We start from the raw sequence: 19,803 nt of genomic DNA, 5'->3' as shown, positions 1-19,803 counted from the left end.
GACACCGCACGGGAGCTGGCTGCGATGCTCACCCAGGCCGACGGGCGTCACTGCAGCCAGCTCCGTGATCGTCGTCCGCGGGCCTGCACGGCTCTGCGGACGACGAGGTGGAGGCCCAGGACATCCGTGCGGTGAACGCGCTGGTGATCGCCGCTCTGATCGCCGACGGCACCTCTACGATCCGGGAGATGTTCCATGTCCGGCGCGGCTACGGCCACTTGCTGCCGAGCCGCGCCACGCTGGGAGCCGAGATCACCATCATCCCCGGAGGCCGCTGATGCCCGTCCCATTCACCTCCGAAGACACCGCCCGCCTCCGGGACACCTGCGACCAGGTAGTTGCCGACGGCGCGACCCCGGGCGGGGTCATCGCCTACGGCACCACCGACAGCACTCCCGGTTTCCTCAGCGTCGGCACGGTTGCCGCCGAGTGCGGCGACGGGGCGCCCAACCAGGACACGGCGTACGACATCGCCTCGCTGACGAAAGTCGTCGCCACCTGGCCTCTGATCGGGCAGGCCCTCGACGCCGGCCTGGTGGACCTCGACGCTCCCATCCGGGACTTCCTGCCGCCGATCAGCAGCGAGAGCCCCAGCGGCGAAGCGACCGTCCGGCAGCTCCTCGCACACACCTCGGGGCTGCAGGCCTCCACCCGCCTCGACCACTACCGCAGCGCCGAACTGCCGCTGCACGAACTGCTGTGCCGTGAACCCCTGGAAGACGCTCCCGGCCAACACCGGTACATCAACCGCGGCTACATCCTGCTCGGCCTCGCCCTCGCCCACGTCAACAGCCGACCCCTCGACCAGCTGAGTGCGGCTCTATGGCAAACGCTCACGATGGACGCCACCGTGTACGGTCCCGTCGCCCGCACGCACCAGGTCGCCCCCACCGAGCAGCGCATCCCAGGCGCTCCCCGCATCTGGGGTGCCGCGCACGACGACAACGCCGCACTTCTCGGCGGCATCGCCGGACACGCCGGCGTCTTCTCCACCCCCGCCGACCTCGCGGTGTACGCCCAGCGGCTCCTGCTCGCGCACGCCGAGGGCGACGAGCACGGCCTGGGCGAGTGGCTGCGCGCCAGTCTTGTCCCCCAAACCCCGATCGAGCCGGGGCTGGACCGCGGTCTGTCCTGGATCCTCGCCGCCGGCGGACGCGTCGCCTACCACCACGGATTCACCGGCACCAGCCTGTATCTCGCCCCGGACACAGGCCGCTACCTGGCGATCTGCACCAACGCCGTCTACCACGGCAACGCCCGCACGAAGATCGCGCCCTTGCGTGCCCTCGCGCTCAAGACGATTTCCACCAACTGACGACGGAGACACCCCGATGGGTGAGTTGTTGGCCGAGCCGGATATCCGACAGGCCGGGTCGGTCTTCCTCGCCCCTCCCGAAGCTACTGCCCGCCGCACGGAAGCAGTTGGCCCAGTCGCCGACCGTGGAACTGGCCGAGCTGCACGGCGGCGCCGCTGAGCCGCTGTTGCCGCACGCGCCGACCGCTGTGCACCGGCAGGGACGGGGTATGCCACTGGGAGCTCGACCGTGTCCCCGACCCCGCTGGTGATCGCCGCCGTGCTCGGCATTCCGCCCGACGCCGTATTTGCGCGACCATGGCCGGAGTGGTTAGCCGAGGACCCCTTACGCGGCCCGGGCCCCGGCCCTGGTCGCTCCTCGGCGCCCTTACGTCACTGACCGAACTCGCAGGGAGCGCCGCAATGGAGCCCACGCGCAGGGAACTCGTCCTCATCGCCGGCGGAATGCTGACCGCCACTCTTCTGGCCTGGATCACCGCCGACCCGGCCGCCGCCGGCCAGATCACCACCGGCCGTCGCATCGGTGAAGCGGCCGTCGCCCGCATCGAGGCACGCGTCTCAGAATTACGTCACAGCGATGACGCCGAGGGCGGCGGCATCATCCTCGAAGAGACAGACAGCGCCCTTGCCCTGGTCACCAGCCTTATCCGCAACCGCTCCTACAGCAACGCGCACGGCGCACGGCTGTACGCGGCTGCCACCGACCTCGCCCGCCAGCGGGCCGCCGCGATGCTCGACGTTCACGGGGAATGCGCTGACGAGACCTTCGACAGTGCCTTGCGTGCCGCCCGAATCGCGGGCGACAACGCACTCGGCGCGAACGTCCTGAACTTCTGGACCGTCTCCGCCTACAACACGGGCCGGTTCACGGACGCGGAAGCCATGGCCTCCGCCGGGCTCGCTGCCGTTCGCGGACGCTCCACCCCTCGCGTCGAGGCCATGCTCACCTCGCGGCGCGGCCGCGCTCGCGCCCACTTGGGCGATGCCCGCTGCTGGGACGACTTCGACCGAGCCCAGAGCCTCCTTGCAGCGGCGTCCGGGCACGATGACCCGGACTGGGCGTACTGGTTCAACGAGGCGGAGATTCTTGGGGCCAGGGGCTCCAGCCACCGCGACATGGCCCAACCCGGCCCCGCCGCAGCCGAGTTCGCCAGGGTCCATGCCCTCATCGACCCGGCGCACGTTCGTACCACCGCCCTCTACAGGGCCAGGCAGGCGGACGCGCTGCTGGACCAGGGAGAAGTCGAACGCGCCTGTGAAGCCGCCAGCCATGCCCTGGACCTCACCGAAGGGATCAGCTCACACCGCTCCACCGGCCCGCTGCTCGACCTCAGCAAGCGGCTGGCCCCGTACGGGGCCATACCAGCGGCCCGGGACTTCCGAGAGCGCGCACGCACCCTATTGGCAGCGTGAGACCCCTGTCCGCCGCCCGGCCATGGCGCCACCGACTCCGCTCGGCGTCAATCGTCACCGTGGCCGTACATCTCGAGGATTTGCCTGTCAGTCTCGCCGCGGTGGTAGACGTGCCAGTGCAAGTGCTTGGACTCCTGGTACAGGCCGACGTTGGTGGTCACTGAGGCGGCACCGTGCTTCTCACGGACCTGGTCCGCGACCTTGGCCACCACGTCCATGACCTCCGCCAGCAGCTCCGGGCCGCCGTCCCCCAAGTCCACAAGAGACGGAATGTGTTCCTTGGGCACCACCACGATGTGCACCGGGTATGACGGCTTGGTGTGGTGAAACGCCAGCACTCGGTCCGTCTCCATCACCCGCTCGATCTCCACGACGCCAGGAATGGCCTGGTGGCAGTAGAAGTCCGAGACCCTCTCGGCGGCCGCAACAGCATCGGTCACAGTTCGTCACCTCCGGTGCCTGTCGGTGATGTATGTGCAAGATTACCGTCCTGCCACGCAGCACAAACGCCCCTTACGGCCCCGAACACCGCATCGAAAAAATGGGAACGCCGCAGCAACGAGTGCTCCGCAGCGTTGCCGACGGGGGCGGCTGCGGTCAGCCGGCCCCGCGTGCGCAGTCCGGCTTGCCTAGGGGCAGGGCCTGACGATCAGCCCGTGCTGCTTGGCGAGGTCCGCTTTGACCTCAGGCACCGACATGGTCCGCTCCATACGCGGCGAGTACAGCAGCGAACTGATGATGGCCGCTGAGACGCCCGCCTCCCTGAAAGCATCGGCGACGTGGTCGGTGGAACCGGCACCGCCCGATGCGATCACCGGAACATTGACCGCGCCGGCGATCATTTTGGTGATCCGCAGGTCGTAGCCGGCGTGCGTGCCGTCTTGGTCGACGGAGTTGACCACGATCTCGCCGGCACCCAGTTCCTCCCCGCGACGCGCCCACTGCACGGCATCCATTCCAGTGGCCACCCGGGCGCCGTCGATGAACACCTCGTAGCCACTGGGGATAGCCTCGGTCTTCCCGACATGCTTGACCTGCATCGACTGCACGATGCACTGGGTGCCGAACTCAGCCGTCCCCTGGGCGATGATCTGCGGGTCACGCACGGCCATGGAGTCCACAGAGATCTTCTCAGCCCCAGCAGCCAACACGGCGTGCATGTCCTGCACAGAGCGGATCCCGCCTCCGACGGTGAACGGCACGAACACCTGCCGCGCGACCTCGCGGATCGTGCGCAGGTCCGCCTGCCGCCGCTCGGCGCTGGCGAGGATGTCGTAGAAGATCAGCTCATCGACGCCGTCGGCATACACCGCTGCAGCGATCTCCGCCGCTGCTCCGACGTCGATGTTGTCCTCGAACCGGCGGGCCTTGGTCACCCGCCCGCCGATCACGTCGAAGCACGCGATCAGCCGGGCGGTCAGTCCAGATGTCAACACAGCTCCTCCTGCGGGAGCTTGGCGAACCGGGACAGCAGGTCCAGCCCGAGCGGACCGGACTTCTCGCAGTGAAACTGCGTGGCCATGATGTTCCCCCGTGCGACCGCTGCCGGAAAGGGCAGGCCGTACTCCGTGACCGCGCAGGTGTCCGAGGGGTCCTCGGGCACCGCGTAGTAGGAGTTGACGAAGTAGAAGTAGCCCTCGCCGTCCTCCGGAAACCCCGCCAGGAAGGGGTGGTCGGAGACCCGCCGTACCTGGTTCCAGCCGATCTGCGGAACCCGCACCTGCTGCCTGTCGAACGGTCGCACCGTGCCCGGAAGCCAGCCCAGGCACGTAGCGTCCTGCTCCGCGCTGGATTCGAAGAGGATCTGGAGTCCCACGCAGATGCCCAGGAACGGCATTCCGTCTTCTACGACTCGCGGGTGAAGGGCTTCGGGCCAGCCGGCCTTGGTGAGGTACTCCATCGTGGTGCCTGCTGACCCGACACCGGGCAGGACGACCCGGTCCACACTGTCGAGTTCATGGGGCGCCGTCATCAGACGACTGGGGACGCCCAGAGCGTCCAGAGCGTGCACCACGCTCTGAGAGTTGCCGCTCCTGTAGTCAATCACGCCGGCGATCGGCCGGTCGCGATAGCTCATTGAAGCCTCAATCTAAGGTCCCGTCACAGACTGGACCTGGTCGGGTATGCAACCTAACGTATAGAGTTGCGTGCTCATCGTAGCCGATCAGGGCTGCTGCGCCGGGGAAATTGGACAGGCCGCCTGCTGCCGAAGTTGGAGTTGGCGGCCGCCCGCACTGGCCGTACGGCGCAGCCACGGCCAGGACGGTCGCTTACTCTGCGGTGTCGAAGGCGGGTCGGCGTACCTGGATCTCCGCACCGGTCTGCTTGAAGGACTCCGCGGACACCTCAACAAGCACCGCGTCCCGGTGGAAGTCCCGCAGGTTCGTCGACCCGCAGCTGATCATCGTCGCCGTCAGCTTCGCCCGGGTCCGCTCCACGTTGTCGTACAGGCTGCCGGCGTAGGGCACGTAGCCGTCGACGCCTTCTTCGAAGAGCATCTGGCCTCGCTGGCCGTAGCGGGCCGCGTTCTGCGCGCGGCGGGATCCCTCGCCCCAGTACTCCTTGTACCACTGGCCGCCGATCTGGAGTTTGCGCGACGGGCTTTCGTCGAGCCGGGCGAAGTAGCGGCCGAGCATGATGACGTCGGCGCCCATGGCCAGGGCCAGGGCCATGTGCGAGTCGTTGAGCAGGCCGCCGTCGCAAGCCAGCGGCACGTACACTCCCGTCTCCTGGGCGTAGGCGTCGCGGGCCTGGACCACATCGAGCAGAGCGGAGGCCTGCCCCCGGCCGATGCCCTTCTGCTCCCGGGTGGTGCAGATGGCCCCGCCGCCGATGCCGACCTTCACGAATGCCGCGCCCGCCTCGGCCAGGTAGCGGAATGCCCTTCCGTCGACGACGTTCCCCGCGCCGACGAAGACATCGTCCCCGTATTTCTCCTGGGCGAATTCGAGGACTTTAGCCTGGTAGACGGAGTATCCGTCGGAGGAGTCCAGGCACAGTACGTCTGCACCAGCCTCCACCAGTGCGGGAATGCGGTCCTTGAAATCCCGGGAGTTGATTCCAGCGCCCACGCGGAGCCGCTTTTTGCTGTCGACGGACGCGTGATGAAACGCCTTGTGGGCCTGGTAGTCCCGTTTGAGAACCAGCGAGACGACTCGGCCGTCCTCGATCACCGGCAATACGTCCTGGTGGTGGTTCCAGAGGAGTTCGTTCGCATCGGACAGCGAGACCGAGGAGGGCGCGGTGACGAGACCGTCGCGCCCGCGCATCCGGCTTCCCGCTGTCTCGGAGACGTGGCGCTCCAGGTGGAAGTCGTCGAGGCCGATGATTCCGAGGAACGTACCGTCGGCAGCGCCGGTCTCCGTGACCACGGCCACGCCGTGCTCGATCCCGGTCAGCTGCCGGGCGACTACGCCGAGCTGTGTCTGCGGCGCCACGGCGACCTTGCTGGTCCGGAAGCCTGCCTTGTGCCGCTTCACCGCGAGCACGTCTGCGGCCTGGTTGTCGATCCGCTGGTTCTGGTGGATGAACGCCAACCCGCCGACCTGTGCCAGGGCTACCGCCAGCGTCGGGGACGACACCGCCTGCATGATGGCGCTCACCATCGGTGTGGCGATCCGGATCCAAGACTCCTCGCCCGCTCGGTGCCGCACCAGCGGCGCCCTGAGGTCCACATTGTCCGGCGTGCAGTCTTCCGTGGTCAGCCCAGGGAGGAGGAGGTACTCACTCAACGTACGGGAGGTCTCGGGGAGGATTTTCACGTCTTCTCCAGAACGGAGCCCGAAACCCAATAGGGGCGCTTAATCAGGCTCGTGCGGGCAGTGCAGACAGACACCAGCTGGAAAGCGCACTAGGGGAAGAATTCACTCTGGATTTCCTGAGAGCGGGCATACCCGGCGGGGCAGTGCTCGCACGCGCGACCGAATCGACAGTCAATGCGCCGAAGGTTCGATTCGCGCGATGCTGCACAGGCGCTGACTTCCATTACGCCATACAGGAGCGTACCGCACTCGACGTGTTCATCCGGATCGCCAAGGCGAACAAGCCACCGTTCTTCGGCCAAGGTCTCGACGAAGGAGGGGGTAGGAAACAGCACCACTGGTGGAGAGGCGATATGGCGCGCATCATGGTCGTCGCAGTCATGCATCCGGGAGGCGCGGACGTGGATCGACGGCAGTTTCTGACGGCCTCGGCGGCGATCGGTCTGGCTGCCCTGGACCTGCCCGACGCCGAGGCGCTCACCCGCCGCGTGAGCCGGCCCGGCCCCGTCGCGGTAGGTGTGGGCGAGGTCGCCGCCATCCGCACGGTGACCACCGAGCTGGGCAACGCCGCCTCCGAAACCGGCGGCGGCCACGCTCGCCATCTCGCGGTGCGCTACCTCACGATCGACGTGCAGCGCTGGCTCGACGGCCGGTCCACGGATCCGGTGCGGCGGGAACTGTTCGCCGCGGCCAGCCAGTTGGTCCAGTTGATCGGGTGGATGGCCCGTGACGAGGGCCTCGACGGCCTGGGCCAGCGCTACCACCTCCACAGCTACCGCCTCGCTGCAGAGGCCGGCGAGAACGAACTCGCCGCCACCGCCTTACGCGGCCTCGCCGACCAGGCAATCGACCTGGGACACCTGCCTGTCGCCGTACGGCTTGCCGAAGCGTGCGAGCAGCGCGGCCGCAAGCTGCGCAACCCGAAGGCCCTCGCCTACTACAGCAACACCTACGCCCGGGCAGCTGCCGCCGACGGCGACCGTGTCCTCGCCGCACGGCTGCTGAAAGCTGCACAGAAGGCGATCGAGAACGCGCCGGTGAAGCCGGGCGAGTCCTGGGCCAGCCACTACAGCCACGGCCGATGGGCCCACGAAGCCGGGATGATCCACGCCCGGATGGGTGACCTGACCGCAGCGGAGGCCCATCTTCATCAGGCATTGGAGATCTACGGCCTCGACCGGCGGCGCACCCGCGCGATCGTGCTCGCCGACCTGGGTCACGTCCAGCACAAACGTGGGAACACCGCTGAGGCCGTGGGAACTTGGCACGAGTTCCTCGACTCTTCCGACGGGGTGCAGTCCGTACGCATCAACGATGGCATCAGCCAGATCCGGGCCCGCCTCCCGAACCTGCCGGATAGTCAGGACAGCCAGGGCCTCGTCGAACGACTTACGCTGCGAGCGTGACAGGATCGCGTCAGCTACCCGGGCCGGCTGCCGCGGACACGCGGCGCAGAGTGCTCGTGCCTGCGGGTGCGTACGCGTTCGAGTCTTTCGGCGTGCGGGGCCCGCGCGTTACAGCAGCCCTCCCAGTGGCAGGACGCGCTCGGCGAGCTGCCCGCGCAGCTTGCCCGCGGCGGTGTCGGCTTCGGCGAGCCAGTCGGCGGTGACCAGCAGTTCGGTGTGTCCGGTGACTTCATCGAGGGGCAGGGAGCAGAACGCGGCGGCCTTCTCCAGGGGAAGGCCGCCGTCCGCGGCGTGGCCGAGGCGGCCGTCGGGGCGAGTGTGGGCGGCGGTGTAGAGGGCCAGGAGCCGGGTGGCGGCGCCCAGCTTCTTCTTGCGGATCTTCCGGTCGCCTACCGCTTTCTGCGCCCAGCCGGAGATCCTGGCGCGGGTGGTCTTGCCGAGGGCGAGCGGGCGGGGCTCGGTAGCCAGCAGTGCGGGGACGGTGAACGTGGTGGCTTCTTCGGGCAGCGAGGCCATCGCGTCGGCGACGGTGCCGGGCAGACGCAACCAGTCGGCCTCGACCAGCCGTTCGAGCACCCGCTCGGCGTCGTCGGGGAGCCAGCCGGTGAGGTCCTGGCCGGTGACGTTCCCGGTGCCGGCGCGTGCCGCCCGCAGGGTGAGCATGACCACTGCGAGACGGACCTCGGCCTCCGGGTACGGGGCGTTGGAGTGGGCGTACTCCAGCACAGTGCGGGCGTGCACGGCCTGCTGCCGGGTGAGCAGCCGTTCCACCGCCGGCCCGTCACCGCCCACAGCATCCTCGGCGGGTGCGCCGGTGCGGTTCTGGTCCATCTCGCGGGTGGTCTGTGCGGCCTTCTCGGCGCGTTTCGCCTCGTGGTGCAGGGAGCCGTCGCCGCTCACGTCGGCCCATAGGCGGAAGGCCCGTCCCTTGCGTTCATGCAGTTCTGCGAGGAGCGCGAGGTCGGGTTCGGTGCGCTGCTGGTAGGCGCGGAACGCGTCCCCGAGTTCGATGAGCTCCACTCTCAGCACATCAGGCTCAAGGTCATGCGGCACGATCCGCTGTGCGATCTTTCCCCACCGCTTCGCCCGGCGGGACGTGCCGCCGGGCGAAGCCGTGCGGGCCTGAGGGACCGGCCCTTGTGAGGCTGCGGCGGAACGCGAAGCGCCGGCAGCGGAGGCGGGGCCGGTGTCGGAGAAGAGCGCCGCCCGGTCCAGCCCCGCCGAGCCGTCTGCGGATTCCGCCTCCGCGGCCAGCTCTCCCAGCGCCTGATCCGCCCCAGCCGGGGTGGTGGGTGCCGGGGATCGGGCGGTGTCCAGGACCCGGCAGCCGGAGGTGGCGGCGGCGCAGCGCGCGCACATCTCCGCGATCCGCCACAGCCTTCCGACGCGGTCCGCATACATCGCCAGGACCATCGCACCGCCGCACCGCGCCGGCACTGCTGCCGGCCGCGGCCCGCCGCGCCGTCCGGCGTCGGGGTCGGCGGTGTGCCAGGCGCAGTCGGCGGCGCGGCAGGCGCACGTCGCGTCGCCGCGCGGCCCGCCGTCCTGACCGACGCGGGCGAGGTGCATGTTGATGTGCTCTACTGCAGCCTTGCGTCCGGCACCGGTGCCGCCGGAGATGCGGTGTGGCGCGCAGGCCGGGCGGGAGCAGGAGAGCCTCACCTCGCCGGCGGAGGGACGGCCGTAGGGGTCCAGGCGCACCGTCCATACCCGCCCTGCGACGCGCTCTGGCTGCGTGCCAGCCTCCACCGCCATCTGTACTCCCCGTCTGGTTTGATCCGTTGTCCTGGGCGGTCCCCATCATCGGGGATATCGGCCGCTCGGCCCCGGCAACGGGCGCCATGCGCGGCATGCCCGTGTCGGCGGCCCGCAACGGACGGTGCCGCAGTCGACGCCCCGCGCCCGTCGGCGATGCGGCGTACGACGCAAACGCACGGTGCCGGACCCGGCTGTCGGTCCCGGCCTCTATAGTCCTCAAGGGTGCCGTCGCGAAGGCGAGTTAGACAGAGACGGTCAGCATGGCACCGAGGCGATCGGGGCATTGCTGGACGTGCTGGCTCTCCCTCTCAGCCAGGGGCGGCCATTTCCGAGGGCCAGCCGCCCACAGCTTCTCCGACAGCGCTGTAAGGAGACAACGTCCCATGGATTTCCCGCTGTTCACCGAGGCAGCACCGCTGACCTCGCTGGAGATCGAAGCGTTGCGCTCCCTGCACGTGACGTTGCAGGATCTGCGTCACGAGTACGAGTCCGCGCTCGCCGTCACCGGCCGCTCCTACCGGCTGGAAGAGAACGCGCAGGTGTACACGCAGGGCCGGGCTCTGACCCACCACCCCGACTCGCTGCACCGGCTCAGCCTCCTGGCCGGCCGCTACGAGCGCAGCGTCGGCCTGCTCACCTGGCGCTACGCGAGCGCGGCGGCGGTGCTCGGGACCACCATCCTGGAGCGCGTCGTCGGAGGCCGGCCCGCGCTGACGGCCTCCGCGGTCACGGCGCTGTGCGAAGAGCCGGCCCTCGGCCGGCTGCGCGAGGCCCTGGCGACTCCGTGCACCGACCTGCTGGTCGCCCGCGAGCCCCAGTTCCGGGACCGGCACGAGCAGGATCGCCAGGAGCTGATTCTTGCCGTGGAGAGCGTCATCGAATGTGCTGCCGAACTCGGCGACGGCGTCCCCGAGAACGCGGCTGCCTTGTGGGCCGGGCGGCTCACCGATTTCGACCGCCCGGGCACGGATCCGCTCTACGAAGGCGCCCTGGAACGGCTCCTGCGCTTCGCCGACCAGTTCCCCAACGAGATCAGCTGGTACCTGAAGCAGTCCAAGGCGGGCGCACTGCCCGACCACGCGCGGCTGTGAGCCGCATGCCCAAGCCGCTCCGGCCCGGCCCCCGGCGGGCGTACGGGTGCCGTCGTGCCGCTTCCCCGGCGCCGGGTGTCCCATCGACGGGATCTGACGTGGCTGCCAGACTGACGCCATGACCACGGCGCCCCGACGGGAAGCGGCACGAGCCGTCGTACTCGATGCCGATCTGCGGGTCCTGCTCGTGCGCTATGACGAGGACGCCGGTTTCTGGGCCACCCCCGGCGGGAGCCTGGAGCCGGGCGAGGACCATCCCACCGCGGTGCTGCGCGAACTCCGCGAAGAGGTCGGCGCCCTGAAGGCCGACCTCGGCGATCAGATCGCCGAGCGCGTCGTAGACCACCCGGTCGGCGGCCGACTTGTCCGTCAGATCGAGAAGTACTTCCTCGTACGGGCCGCGGCCGGCGACATCGACCCGTCGCGGGCGACGCGGCCCGACAGCATCAGGTCCAGCCGCTGGTGGACGCTGGACGAACTGCGCTCCACCGGCGAGACGGTCTACCCTCACGGTCTCGCACAACTGATCGCCGGTGTCCTCGCCGACGGCACCCCGCGGCGACCGGTCGCCCTTCGCTGAGGTGAGCACGGCGGCCGTCAGCCGCTGCCGCCGCGGCATCCGAGTTCGCAGAGAGGAAACGAAGCCCATGGCCCGCGTGCGCAGAGGGGACGGCCCCCTCATGACGGCCGTCAATCTGCTGGGGATCTTCTCCCCGCTGATCGTCGGCGCCGTTCTCCTGGGCCGGTGGCTTGCCTCCTGACGGAGGCCGCCGCCGCGGTCGGGCGGCGGGTCAGCCGTCCGCCGCGCTGTCGTCGGTCGTGGCGGCCGGCAGGGTCCGGAAGCGGTGCGGGGGCAGGAGGTCCTGCTGGAGGGCGGCCTCGAGCCGGGCGATGGTCGCGAGGTCCGGATAGACCTCGCCGCGCACGATCCGGCCGACCGCCGTCGGATTGAGACCGGCCTGCACGGACACCGCCCGGTGGGACAGGCCCCGCGCCCCGGCAGCGCCGTGGAGGGCCCGCGCCAGGACGAGGGCGTATTGCACGCCCGCGGGCGCGTCGGCGCCGGCCGTCGCTTCCTCGGGCCATTCGCCCGTGGTGTACGTCAGGGGCGCCTTGTCGCCGCGCATGTCGCCCCCTGGAAGTGTCTTGACCACTGTGTGCCCTCCGTATGATCCCGCACCCGGCCCCGGTGGTCTGACACCCCGCCAGAGTGATGTATATATGCATCACTCAGAGTAGAGGGGGCACGCGTATGGGCCGGTGGTGGGCCGGGATCGACTGGTCGTGGGGACTGCAGGACGTCGTGATCATCGACGACGAGGGCAAGGTGGTCACCCACCTGCGGGTCGAGGAGTCCCGCGAGGGCGTCGAGCAGATCCTCGGGGCGCTGCGCGCGTTGAACCCGACCTCGCACCGCTTCTCCCGCCGCCAGGTGCCCATCGCGATCGAGGACGGCAGCCGGCTGCTGGTCGCCGAACTGCAGCGGCGCCGCCAGCCGGTGGTCGTCATCCCGCCCGCGGTGACCGCCCGCTACCGCGGCCGCCACGGCGCCGCCGTCTCCAAGTCCGATCGCGGCGACGCCTCGCTGCTGGCCGACATCATCCGCCAGAACCCGGGCCGGCTTTTTCTCCTGCCCGAGGACTCCGACCAGGCCGCGGCCATCGCGGTGCTGGCCCGCACGCAGGCCTCCAGTACGGAGGCGGCCCGCTCGGTCATGCTCCGGCTGCGCTCCCACCTCGGCCTGTACTACCCGGCCGCCGTCGAGGCGTGGTCGGGCATGCAGCACGGACTGCGCCGGCCTGAAGCCCGGGCGGTTCTCGCGCTCGCCCCCACTCCCCGCCAGGCCGCCGCCTTGTCCAAGCGCCGCCTGTACGACACGCTCGCCGCCGCCGGCCGCACCCGGCTCCTGGACGAAGAGGCCACCCGGCTGCGGGAGTTGTTCGCCGCGCCGCAACTGCGGCAGCGCCCGCAGACTGAGCAGGCGATGGGCGAACGTACCCGGTTCCACCTCGCCGAGCTCTCGCTGGCCTGCCAGAACGCCGAGCGCCTGGCGATCTCGGCGGACACCCTGTTCGCCGCCCACCCCCACCACTGGATCTACCGCTCTTTCCCGGCCTGCGGGCCCCTCCTCGCCGCCCGCCTGTTCGCCGAGATCGGTGACGCCCCCGGCCGCTTCCCCACCGGCCGCCATCTGCGCGCCTACGCCGGGACCGCGCCCATCACCTGGTCCTCCGGCAGCAGCCACACCGTCGTCCACCGCACGGTGTGCAACCGGGCCCTGAAGGCCACCGTCCACCAGTGGGCGTTCGGTGCACTCACCCGCTCCCCCGGCTGCCGGGCCCTCTACGACGCACGCCGCGAACGCGGCGACGGCTACGCGGCCGCGCTGCGCCACGTCGGCAACCGACTGCTCAGCGGCCTGCACCACTGCGTGCGCACCGGCCGGCTCTACCAGGAACACGTCATGTTCCCCGGCTGACCGTCGGGGCGGGCCGACGGACGGCCAGGGCGAACACCTGCATGTCACCTTGGGCCTTGAGCCCTGAAGCGGAAGCGGTGCCTGGCCGTCCTTCACCCCGCCCCGGCCCACCTGCCCGGCCGGGCTGGTGGACGGGCAGCCGGAACAACGCCTGAAATGACTCCCTGGGCCTTTTGAGCCCTCACGCGGGAACGGCGCCGGCTGCCTCTCCCCCAGCCCGGCCCCGCCCGGGCGAGCCGGGGGTGCCGGCGGTGGATAGGCTCGCCGGGTGACCGTGGCCTTCGAGATAGCAGCCTGTCCCAGGTGCCGTGACGTGGCCGATGCCTGGTGGACGCACGGCATCGCCGATGACCGAGTCAGCCTCAGAGCAGACGAACTGGCCCTCTACAAGCACCTCCTCGACCACCACCCCGGTGTCCGGCTGGCCGGGCGGGAGGGGTGCCGCGACTGCGAAGCAGCGGTGGCGATGTCCCGGTTCGCGATGGCCGACACGGCCATGTACCTCAAGGACGGCAGGATGGTGGACCCGGCCCGCCTGCACTTCGTCCACCACCTCCTGGAGCAGACCGCAGACCTAGACCAGCCGGCACTGACCAGCAGCCACACCTTCACCGCGTACCTCTACCACCACGCCCTGGGTGCGCCCGCCCATCACGTCTGCTCCCCCGACCGCGGCCACAGCTACTCCATCACGGTGCAACTCCAGGCGCCGCCCCGGCTGATGACCGACGACCGCACCGCCGCGCTGAAGACTCGGGTCGCCGAACTGCAGCGCGATCTGCAGTACCGCGAGCTGGACCAGATCGGCGACGGCGCCATGGCCACCCCGAGCGACCTGGCCCGGTGGGTCCACACCGCCGTCGCGGCCCGGCTGGCCGTCCCGGACACCCGCCTGAGCATCCGCGTGGAGGCGCCCGATGCAGGCCTGGGGCCTGCCGTCTACCCGCCACCGCAGTAGCCCCGGTCACCGTACGGTCCGCGGTGCTCGAACAGCGCACGATCAGGCCCTGCCCGCGGGGACGAACTGGTGCCGATCAGCTGATTGCCAGAGCGCTGCCGCGAGAGACTGGGCCCGTGCCCCCCTCGTACACGCCAGAAGAGCTGTTCGCGTCCACCGCCCCGTACTACGCCGCCTTCCGGCCCCGCTACGCTCCCGAGTTCTACACCCTGCTCACTGCAGGCTTCGGCCTGGACGGGACTCAGAGAGTCCTCGACCTGGGCGCCGGTCCCGGCGTCCTCGCCCTCGACCTTGCACCGTTGGTCGGCGAGGTCATCGCCGTGGACCCGGAGAAGGGCATGCTCACCGAGGGCCGCCGCCTGGCCTCCACGCAGGGCATCACCAACATCACCTGGCACCAGGGCGACTCCACCATGCTCCCAGCGATGTCCATCGGGCCGGTGCTGCTGGCGGTCATGGGCGCGGCGTACCACTGGATGGACCGCGCCCGGGTTGCCCAAGACCTCGACCGGATCATCGAGCCGGGCGGGGCGATCGTCCTCGCCTCCGGCGGCTCGCTCGGCAACCTCGAGCCCGCCCCCTGGCGCCACGTCGTCGACGAGGTCCGCGCCCGCTACCTCGGACCCGAACGCCGCGCCGGCTCCGGCACCTACTCCCACCCCGCAGAACGCCACCAGGACGTCCTCGCCCGCTCCCCGTTCTCCCGGATCGACACCGCGCGCTGGGACCACATCCTCACCCGCACCGTGGACGAGGTCGTCGGCTGGGTCTTCAGTCTCTCCTACTCCAGCCCCGCCCAACTGGCCGACCAGAAGCACGCTTTCGAGGAGGACCTGCGCGCGGCACTGCTCGCCTTCGCCCCGTGCGGGCTCTTCGACGAGGTGATCCGCACCGAGGCGATCATCGCCACCCGGCCCTGACCGTGCCGGATCGGGAATCCTGCCCGCGTGACACCGGGCAGCATCGGCGACGTGGCCGAAGCACGCGTCGCTGCTACTTCCGCGAGCGAGACTGCACCTTCGAGATGGAGCCCGAGTTCGGTACGGGCCGCCACCCCGGACTGTCTCATCCCCGCAGTCTTTCGCTGGGGTCGGTTGGTGCTCGCAGGAGCTGCTCGATGACGCGCTCTGCGCGCAGGTGCGCATCGACGTGTTGGGCGAGGAGAGTGACGCCGAGATCGGTGAGGTGGACGCCGTCGCTCCACAGCGTCGGCTGCTCCCGCCCTGACTGGTGCGCAAATTCGCGGGCGGTCCGGGTGAACGGTGTCCAGACGTCGATATACGGGACTCCGGCGGCAGCGGCGGTCCGGGCGGCGGCCTGGTTGTAGCGGTCGAGGTCACGGTTCATGGAGTCGACGCTCTCCGGAGAGCACACCGGACCGAACGGAGTTTCGGAGACGCACAGAGTGCGGCGGGCTTGCCCGGTCAGGAGGGCGAGGGTGGCGGCGTAGTTCTCGGCGTACTCCTGGATGGACACGGCCTCGGCCGTGCGCCCCTGATGGGTGCGCCAGACGTCGTTGATGCCGCATCCGTAGACCGCGAGGTCGTACCGCAGGTGCGGCGAGAGGGCGTGGGCGGCGGTGGCTAGGTCGCGGGAGGTTGCGCCGCCCTGACCGCGGTTGTCGCAAATGAAGGAGACGCGGGGATGGGCGAGCTGGAGCACCAGGTGGACGCGGTGGACATAGCCGGTGGAGCGGTGCTCCGTGATCCGGACCGTCTCGCCGACCTGGGCAAGGGTGGCGGGTTCGGTCAGTCGCGGGCTGTGGGCCTGGCGGTGTTCCATGATCGAGGTGCCGAGCCACAGGATCCGTAAGGACTGCGGGATGCTAGGCGAGGTCATGAAGAGGAAAGCCGGGCGAACGGCACGGTGGGAGCGGCGTCAGGCCGGTGCCGACGATACAACGGGACCTCCCCAGCTGGGCGCGTCGTGGAACGGCGACAACTCTAAGGCCGCGTGGCGGAGTTGGCGCCGTGTCTCCGGCGGGAGCCCTCGAAGGGATGATGCGCGCGCCGACGAACGCTCCTTGAGCAGGTCGGGCACCGAGACTGACGTCGAGCGCCACCGGGACGCCTGCCGCGGTCTGCCCCGGGCGGGAGCCGCTCATCACGCTGTGGCCCACGTTGACCATCCCCATGGACAGTCCGAAGTCCCGGTCCTCACCGGCGCGGTGACCTGCTCGTCCGCTACAGCGGTCCGGCAAACTTCGCCCCGGCCGGACCCATGCCACCAGTCCGCGTCTCCCGGTCAGCCCAGAACACTCTCGAACGCTGCGCGGTGAGCGCAGACGAAGGCGTGCTCGCGGCGGCTCCACTCGACTCGCGCCTGGATGACGTCCATACCGGGGCCGGGCTCCGAAGGGCTCCGGGCCCGATCAGCCCAGAACCGGGCATTGCGGCTCTGGCGCTCCAGAATGGCCGCGACCAGACGCTGGCGCTCGTGCCGGTCCAGGCCGTACGCGTCGGCAAGCAAGCGCACCTGAGCGGCCTGGACGTCGACCGGTCCTCGATCGGGGCGGGCCGAGATCGTCCAGGTCCAGGCGGCGTATCCGACGTCCTCAAGCGGCTCGCCGGGGGCTGCGGTGTCGAAGTCGATGAACGCCGCTGGCACATCTTTGAGGAACACGGTGTTGTTGGGGCCGGGATCGTGGTGGCAGACGACTGGGAACCGTCCGGCCAGCGTGCTGCCCCGCGTACCGTCGTGCAGCCTGCGGAGCAGGACACCGGCGGCGCCCACCTGAGCGTCGGTCCACTGCTGGAACTTCGCCGGCACGGTACCGGGCAGGTAGCTGAAGATGTCCCGTCCCGCCTCGTCGACCCCCAGGTAGCGGGGCGCACCGGCGAATCCGTGTTGTTCAAGGTGGCGCAGCAGTTGTGCGACGAAGGGCGACGAGGCTGATACGGGCCTTCGGACCGTTTCGCCGACTTGTACGACGCCGTGGGTGAGGCGTCCCCCGGTCAGGGGCACCTCGACGGCGGCTCCTGCATCTGCTGGTGTGTCTCCAGAGGGCGAGATGTCAGTCATCCCCTTCCTTCCTCGGGCGTGCAACAGTCCGGCTGCTCCGGTGATTGTCGTCGTTATCGGGGCAATCCGGTCCGGGCGTCGGTAGGGTCCGGGCGTGATTTCCCGCCGCAGCTTCGGCTTACTGAAGAGTGCACCGAACTTCCGCCGCCTTGCCGTTGCCCGCTTCACGTCCGTTTTCGGGAGCGCTTTCGGGCCCATCGCCTTGTCCTTCGGTGTGCTGCAGATGCCGGGCGGCTCGCCTGCGGCGCTGTCGCTGGTGCTGGCGTGCCAGGCGATTCCGCAGCTGCTGTTCGTACTTCTGGGCGGGGTGCTCGGGGACCGCGTGCGGTCGAGGTTCCGTCTGATCACCGTGACCGAGTCCGCCGCGGCCGCCCTCTGGGCGGTGCAGGCCGCGCTGTTCTACTACAACGGGCCCGTTGTCTGGATGGCGGTGTGTGCGGCGGCCGGCGGTGTGACCCGGGCGTTGTTCTCCCCGGCGCTTGAGGGCGTGGTCGTCGACCTCGTACCGCAGGAGGACCGCCAGGAGGCGAACGCGCTGCTGAAGGTCTCGACGAATACGGCGCGGTTGGCGGGCATGGCCCTCGCGGGTGCGACGGTCAGCGTGGTCGGGCCCGCCATCGCCCTCGCGTTGGACGCAGTGTCGTTCGCCGTGTGCTCGGGGATCTTCGCGTCGTTGGGCCGGGCTGTGCCGCCGCGCCCGGTGCGCTATCGGGGCACGGTGCTGGCGGATCTGCGCCAGGGGTGGGACGAGTTCCGCCGCCACGAGTGGCTGTGGGTGACGACCAGCCAGCTCACGCTGGTGATCGCGGTGGTCAACTGCGTGAACGGCGTGCTCGGACCAATGCTCGCCACTCAGTACCTCGGCGGGGCGTGGGCGTGGTCCGCGGTGATGGTGGCGCAGGTGGTCGGGCAGATCGGCGGTGCGGGCTGGGCGGCGAGACTGCGTCCGGCACGGCCGATGCTGCTGGCCACGGTGTGTACGGCGGCGGCCGCGCTGCCTGCGCTGCTGCTGGCGGCGGGTGCTCCGCTGCTGCTGGTGGTGGCCGGTGCTCTTGTTTCCGGGGTCGCGTGGGACGTGACGATGGTGATGTGGCGCACCTGCCTGCAGCGCGAGGTGCCGGCAGAGGCGATCTCACGGGTCTCGTCCATCGATCTGCTGGGCTGCCTTGCTTTGGCGCCGCTGGCACTGGCAGTGGCCGGGCCGCTGGCCGCCGTGTTCGGTCCGGCCGTGATCGCCGCCGGCGGTGCGGGACTGGTGGTGCTCGCGGTGGGATGCGCGCTGCTGTCGTTGGACATTCGCACCCTGGCCGGGGCCCGTCGCGCAGGGTCTGGGGAGAGTGACGGCGAGATCGCCACCGCCGCGTGAGGTGGAGTCAGGCATCCTTGGCGGTGCGGGTGGCGATCAGGGCCCGCCGCTCAGCGCTCGGGTACGACGGGCAGGACGGATGAGTCGAGCCAGGCCGGCGCCACCACGGCGAGGCCGGGACGACCTTGACCAAGCGGGTTACAGAAGTCTACGGAGTGCGACTTCGGCTTCGTCCACGGCCGCCGTCAGAGCGTCCATGTCCGCTGGTGGAAGACTCCCAGCGCCGAGCCTCGATCCCGCGAGCACGGCGTCCAGCTTCTGCCGGGCCGCACTGGTCATGTGGGCGCAGGTCGGCTGGTGGCCGAGGACGTCGCGGGCGGCGTACGCGTCGAGGAGCGCGACGTCGACGACGGCGTTGCGCAGCAGGGCGGCGCGGGGACTGATCTCGTCGTCCAGGTCGAGGGCGCACAGGCCGACACGGGCCTGGAACACGGCGGTCTCGGGGTCGGGCGTGGCGATCAGGCCGTGTGCCGCCTGCATGGCGGCATCCAGCTCCGGCCGCGGTGCCGGTGAGGCTTCAGTCCTGCAGCAGATGCGCAGGAGGGCGGCGATGACGTTCTCCCACGCCTCTGTGGAGGTGGTGGAGTCGATGGTGTCGCGGGCCTGTCGGAGCAGGCCGTCTTCCATCAGCGCCATGATCTTGATCTGGCGCCCGTCGAGGAGGCGGTTGCCGATGCCGCGATGCGCGGTCATGGCGTCGGCGGCTTCGGTCCAGCGGCCGACGCGGGCCAGGGCCCTGGCGCCGTCGACGAGGACGGTGACCCACAGCTCCTTGCAGATGGTCTGGTGGTCTGCGTCGGTGTTGATCAGCGTGGACAGGTCGACGGCGTGGCCCCGGATGTCGGCGGTGCCGCGTTGCTGGGCGGCGCGGTAGAGCCGTGTGAGTACGTCGTAGGCGGCTTCGCCGTCGCCCTCGCGGGTCAGCAGCCGGGAGATGTTGATGATCGGCATGAGCGACATCACCGCGATGTCGCCGGTGTGCTGTCCGGCGTCGGCGAAGACCTCGTGCTGCCTCCAGCACAGGTCGGCTGCGAGGTCGGGCATGCCGACGTCGGAGGCGATCAGCGCGGCGTAGTTGAGGACCGAGCAGGTGCGGGCCACCAGGTCGTGGTGGGCCGCACCTGCGGGCGCGACAGTCAGCCGGCTCAGGAGGGTGAGGCGTTCGTCCAGCGGTAGCGCGGGCTTCTTGGCTCGGCGGACCAGCGGGATGCGGCTGGCTATCGGCGGGATCATCG

19 protein-coding genes are annotated in these 19,803 nt (G+C 70.1%); 10 read left to right on the top strand and 9 right to left on the bottom strand.

From position 1 onward, the window contains the following. The first annotated feature begins 107 nt into the window (after positions 1-107). The 3 genes from ABZ896_RS20130 (at position 108) to ABZ896_RS20120 (ending at position 2,728) form a co-directional block, all read left to right on the top strand. Positions 108-278 (top strand): hypothetical protein, encoded by a 171-nt coding sequence (locus ABZ896_RS20130; protein WP_360930454.1) that lies wholly within the window; start codon positions 108-110, stop codon positions 276-278. Next, positions 278-1,315 carry a serine hydrolase domain-containing protein gene (locus ABZ896_RS20125; protein WP_360930451.1) on the top strand — a complete coding sequence of 346 codons (1,038 nt, stop codon included), beginning with the start codon at positions 278-280 and terminating at the stop codon, positions 1,313-1,315. Before ABZ896_RS20130 ends, ABZ896_RS20125 begins: the two co-directional genes overlap by 1 nt. 402 nt (positions 1,316-1,717) lie before the next feature. Further along, complete coding sequence (locus ABZ896_RS20120; RefSeq protein ID WP_360930448.1) at positions 1,718-2,728, top strand: transcriptional regulator; 1,011 nt, start codon at positions 1,718-1,720, stop codon at positions 2,726-2,728. Positions 2,729-2,775: 47 nt separating this feature from the next. Here ABZ896_RS20120 and ABZ896_RS20115 read toward each other — a convergent pair whose 3' ends face one another. The 4 genes from ABZ896_RS20115 to ABZ896_RS20100 form a co-directional block, all read right to left on the bottom strand. Continuing rightward, positions 2,776-3,168 (bottom strand): HIT domain-containing protein, encoded by a 393-nt coding sequence (locus tag ABZ896_RS20115; protein WP_360930445.1) that lies wholly within the window; start codon positions 3,166-3,168, stop codon positions 2,776-2,778. A gap of 189 nt (positions 3,169-3,357) precedes the next feature. Continuing rightward, on the bottom strand, positions 3,358-4,161 hold the full coding sequence (locus ABZ896_RS20110) for an imidazole glycerol phosphate synthase cyclase subunit (RefSeq protein ID WP_360930442.1): 804 nt from the start codon (positions 4,159-4,161) through the stop codon (positions 3,358-3,360). Beyond that, on the bottom strand, positions 4,158-4,805 hold the full coding sequence (gene hisH / locus ABZ896_RS20105) for an imidazole glycerol phosphate synthase subunit HisH (protein WP_360930439.1): 648 nt from the start codon (positions 4,803-4,805) through the stop codon (positions 4,158-4,160). Before hisH ends, ABZ896_RS20110 begins: the two co-directional genes overlap by 4 nt. 193 nt (positions 4,806-4,998) lie before the next feature. Further along, the gene (locus tag ABZ896_RS20100; RefSeq protein WP_360930436.1) at positions 4,999-6,489 is read right to left on the bottom strand and encodes an IMP dehydrogenase; all 1,491 of its coding nucleotides are present in this window, start codon (positions 6,487-6,489) and stop codon (positions 4,999-5,001) included. 254 nt (positions 6,490-6,743) lie between these two features. Here ABZ896_RS20100 and ABZ896_RS20095 point away from each other — a divergent pair, with 254 nt between their 5' ends. Further along, positions 6,744-7,895 (top strand): tetratricopeptide repeat protein, encoded by a 1,152-nt coding sequence (locus tag ABZ896_RS20095; RefSeq protein ID WP_360930433.1) that lies wholly within the window; start codon positions 6,744-6,746, stop codon positions 7,893-7,895. Positions 7,896-8,003: 108 nt separating this feature from the next. Here the strand turns inward: ABZ896_RS20095 and ABZ896_RS20090 are convergent, their stop codons facing one another. Further along, on the bottom strand, positions 8,004-9,650 hold the full coding sequence (locus ABZ896_RS20090) for a hypothetical protein (RefSeq protein WP_360930430.1): 1,647 nt from the start codon (positions 9,648-9,650) through the stop codon (positions 8,004-8,006). A 386-nt stretch (positions 9,651-10,036) separates the two neighbouring features. Here ABZ896_RS20090 and ABZ896_RS20085 point away from each other — a divergent pair, with 386 nt between their 5' ends. Together ABZ896_RS20085 and ABZ896_RS20080 are read left to right on the top strand one after the other, a co-directional pair. Then, positions 10,037-10,744, top strand: a complete 708-nt coding sequence (locus ABZ896_RS20085; RefSeq protein WP_360930427.1) for a hypothetical protein — start codon at positions 10,037-10,039, stop codon at positions 10,742-10,744. Positions 10,745-10,862: 118 nt separating this feature from the next. After that, entirely contained in the window at positions 10,863-11,324 is a 462-nt protein-coding gene (locus tag ABZ896_RS20080; RefSeq protein WP_360930424.1) for an NUDIX domain-containing protein, read from the top strand. A gap of 211 nt (positions 11,325-11,535) precedes the next feature. Here the strand turns inward: ABZ896_RS20080 and ABZ896_RS20075 are convergent, their stop codons facing one another. Continuing rightward, positions 11,536-11,871, bottom strand: a complete 336-nt coding sequence (locus tag ABZ896_RS20075; RefSeq protein ID WP_360930421.1) for a helix-turn-helix transcriptional regulator — start codon at positions 11,869-11,871, stop codon at positions 11,536-11,538. Positions 11,872-11,996: 125 nt separating this feature from the next. Between ABZ896_RS20075 and ABZ896_RS20070 the strand changes: the two genes are divergently transcribed. From ABZ896_RS20070 to ABZ896_RS20060, 3 genes are all read left to right on the top strand, one after another. After that, positions 11,997-13,223: an IS110 family transposase gene (locus tag ABZ896_RS20070; protein ID WP_360930419.1), complete on the top strand. Its 1,227-nt coding sequence runs from the start codon at positions 11,997-11,999 to the stop codon at positions 13,221-13,223. A 313-nt stretch (positions 13,224-13,536) separates the two neighbouring features. After that, entirely contained in the window at positions 13,537-14,181 is a 645-nt protein-coding gene (locus tag ABZ896_RS20065; protein WP_360930416.1) for a hypothetical protein, read from the top strand. A 116-nt stretch (positions 14,182-14,297) separates the two neighbouring features. Then, a complete protein-coding gene (locus ABZ896_RS20060) occupies positions 14,298-15,101 on the top strand; it encodes a class I SAM-dependent methyltransferase (RefSeq protein ID WP_360930413.1) in 804 nt (267 codons plus the stop codon). A gap of 145 nt (positions 15,102-15,246) precedes the next feature. On the opposite strand, the gene ABZ896_RS20055 is transcribed toward ABZ896_RS20060, so the two are convergent. Then, the gene (locus ABZ896_RS20055; protein WP_360930410.1) at positions 15,247-16,020 is read right to left on the bottom strand and encodes an SGNH/GDSL hydrolase family protein; all 774 of its coding nucleotides are present in this window, start codon (positions 16,018-16,020) and stop codon (positions 15,247-15,249) included. A gap of 405 nt (positions 16,021-16,425) precedes the next feature. Next, on the bottom strand, positions 16,426-17,202 hold the full coding sequence (locus ABZ896_RS20050; protein WP_360930407.1) for a phosphotransferase: 777 nt from the start codon (positions 17,200-17,202) through the stop codon (positions 16,426-16,428). A 94-nt stretch (positions 17,203-17,296) separates the two neighbouring features. Here ABZ896_RS20050 and ABZ896_RS20045 point away from each other — a divergent pair, with 94 nt between their 5' ends. Beyond that, positions 17,297-18,568: an MFS transporter gene (locus ABZ896_RS20045; RefSeq protein ID WP_360930404.1), complete on the top strand. Its 1,272-nt coding sequence runs from the start codon at positions 17,297-17,299 to the stop codon at positions 18,566-18,568. Between the two features lie 138 nt (positions 18,569-18,706). Here ABZ896_RS20045 and ABZ896_RS20040 read toward each other — a convergent pair whose 3' ends face one another. Next, entirely contained in the window at positions 18,707-19,801 is a 1,095-nt protein-coding gene (locus tag ABZ896_RS20040; RefSeq protein ID WP_360930402.1) for a hypothetical protein, read from the bottom strand. Positions 19,802-19,803 lie beyond the last annotated feature (2 nt).

Source organism: Streptomyces sp. NPDC047072 (genome assembly GCF_040643855.1).
In the GTDB taxonomy this organism is placed as follows: Bacteria; Actinomycetota; Actinomycetes; order Streptomycetales; family Streptomycetaceae; genus Streptomyces.
The sequence above is the reverse complement of the archived record's forward strand: the minus strand, read 5'-3'. Positions and strand labels throughout refer to the sequence as shown.

Coding starts and splice junctions, on each gene's coding strand:
- ABZ896_RS20090 (WP_360930430.1), bottom strand. CDS start 9,650: ATGGCGGTGGAGGCTGGCACGCAGCCAGAGCGCGTCGCAGGGCGGGTA.
- ABZ896_RS20055 (WP_360930410.1), bottom strand. CDS start 16,020: ATGACCTCGCCTAGCATCCCGCAGTCCTTACGGATCCTGTGGCTCGGC.
- ABZ896_RS20050 (WP_360930407.1), bottom strand. CDS start 17,202: ATGACTGACATCTCGCCCTCTGGAGACACACCAGCAGATGCAGGAGCC.
- ABZ896_RS20120 (WP_360930448.1), top strand. CDS start 1,718: ATGGAGCCCACGCGCAGGGAACTCGTCCTCATCGCCGGCGGAATGCTG.
- ABZ896_RS20080 (WP_360930424.1), top strand. CDS start 10,863: ATGACCACGGCGCCCCGACGGGAAGCGGCACGAGCCGTCGTACTCGAT.
- ABZ896_RS20070 (WP_360930419.1), top strand. CDS start 11,997: ATGGGCCGGTGGTGGGCCGGGATCGACTGGTCGTGGGGACTGCAGGAC.
- hisH (WP_360930439.1), bottom strand. CDS start 4,805: ATGAGCTATCGCGACCGGCCGATCGCCGGCGTGATTGACTACAGGAGC.
- ABZ896_RS20125 (WP_360930451.1), top strand. CDS start 278: ATGCCCGTCCCATTCACCTCCGAAGACACCGCCCGCCTCCGGGACACC.
- ABZ896_RS20040 (WP_360930402.1), bottom strand. CDS start 19,801: ATGATCCCGCCGATAGCCAGCCGCATCCCGCTGGTCCGCCGAGCCAAG.
- ABZ896_RS20075 (WP_360930421.1), bottom strand. CDS start 11,871: ATGCGCGGCGACAAGGCGCCCCTGACGTACACCACGGGCGAATGGCCC.
- ABZ896_RS20085 (WP_360930427.1), top strand. CDS start 10,037: ATGGATTTCCCGCTGTTCACCGAGGCAGCACCGCTGACCTCGCTGGAG.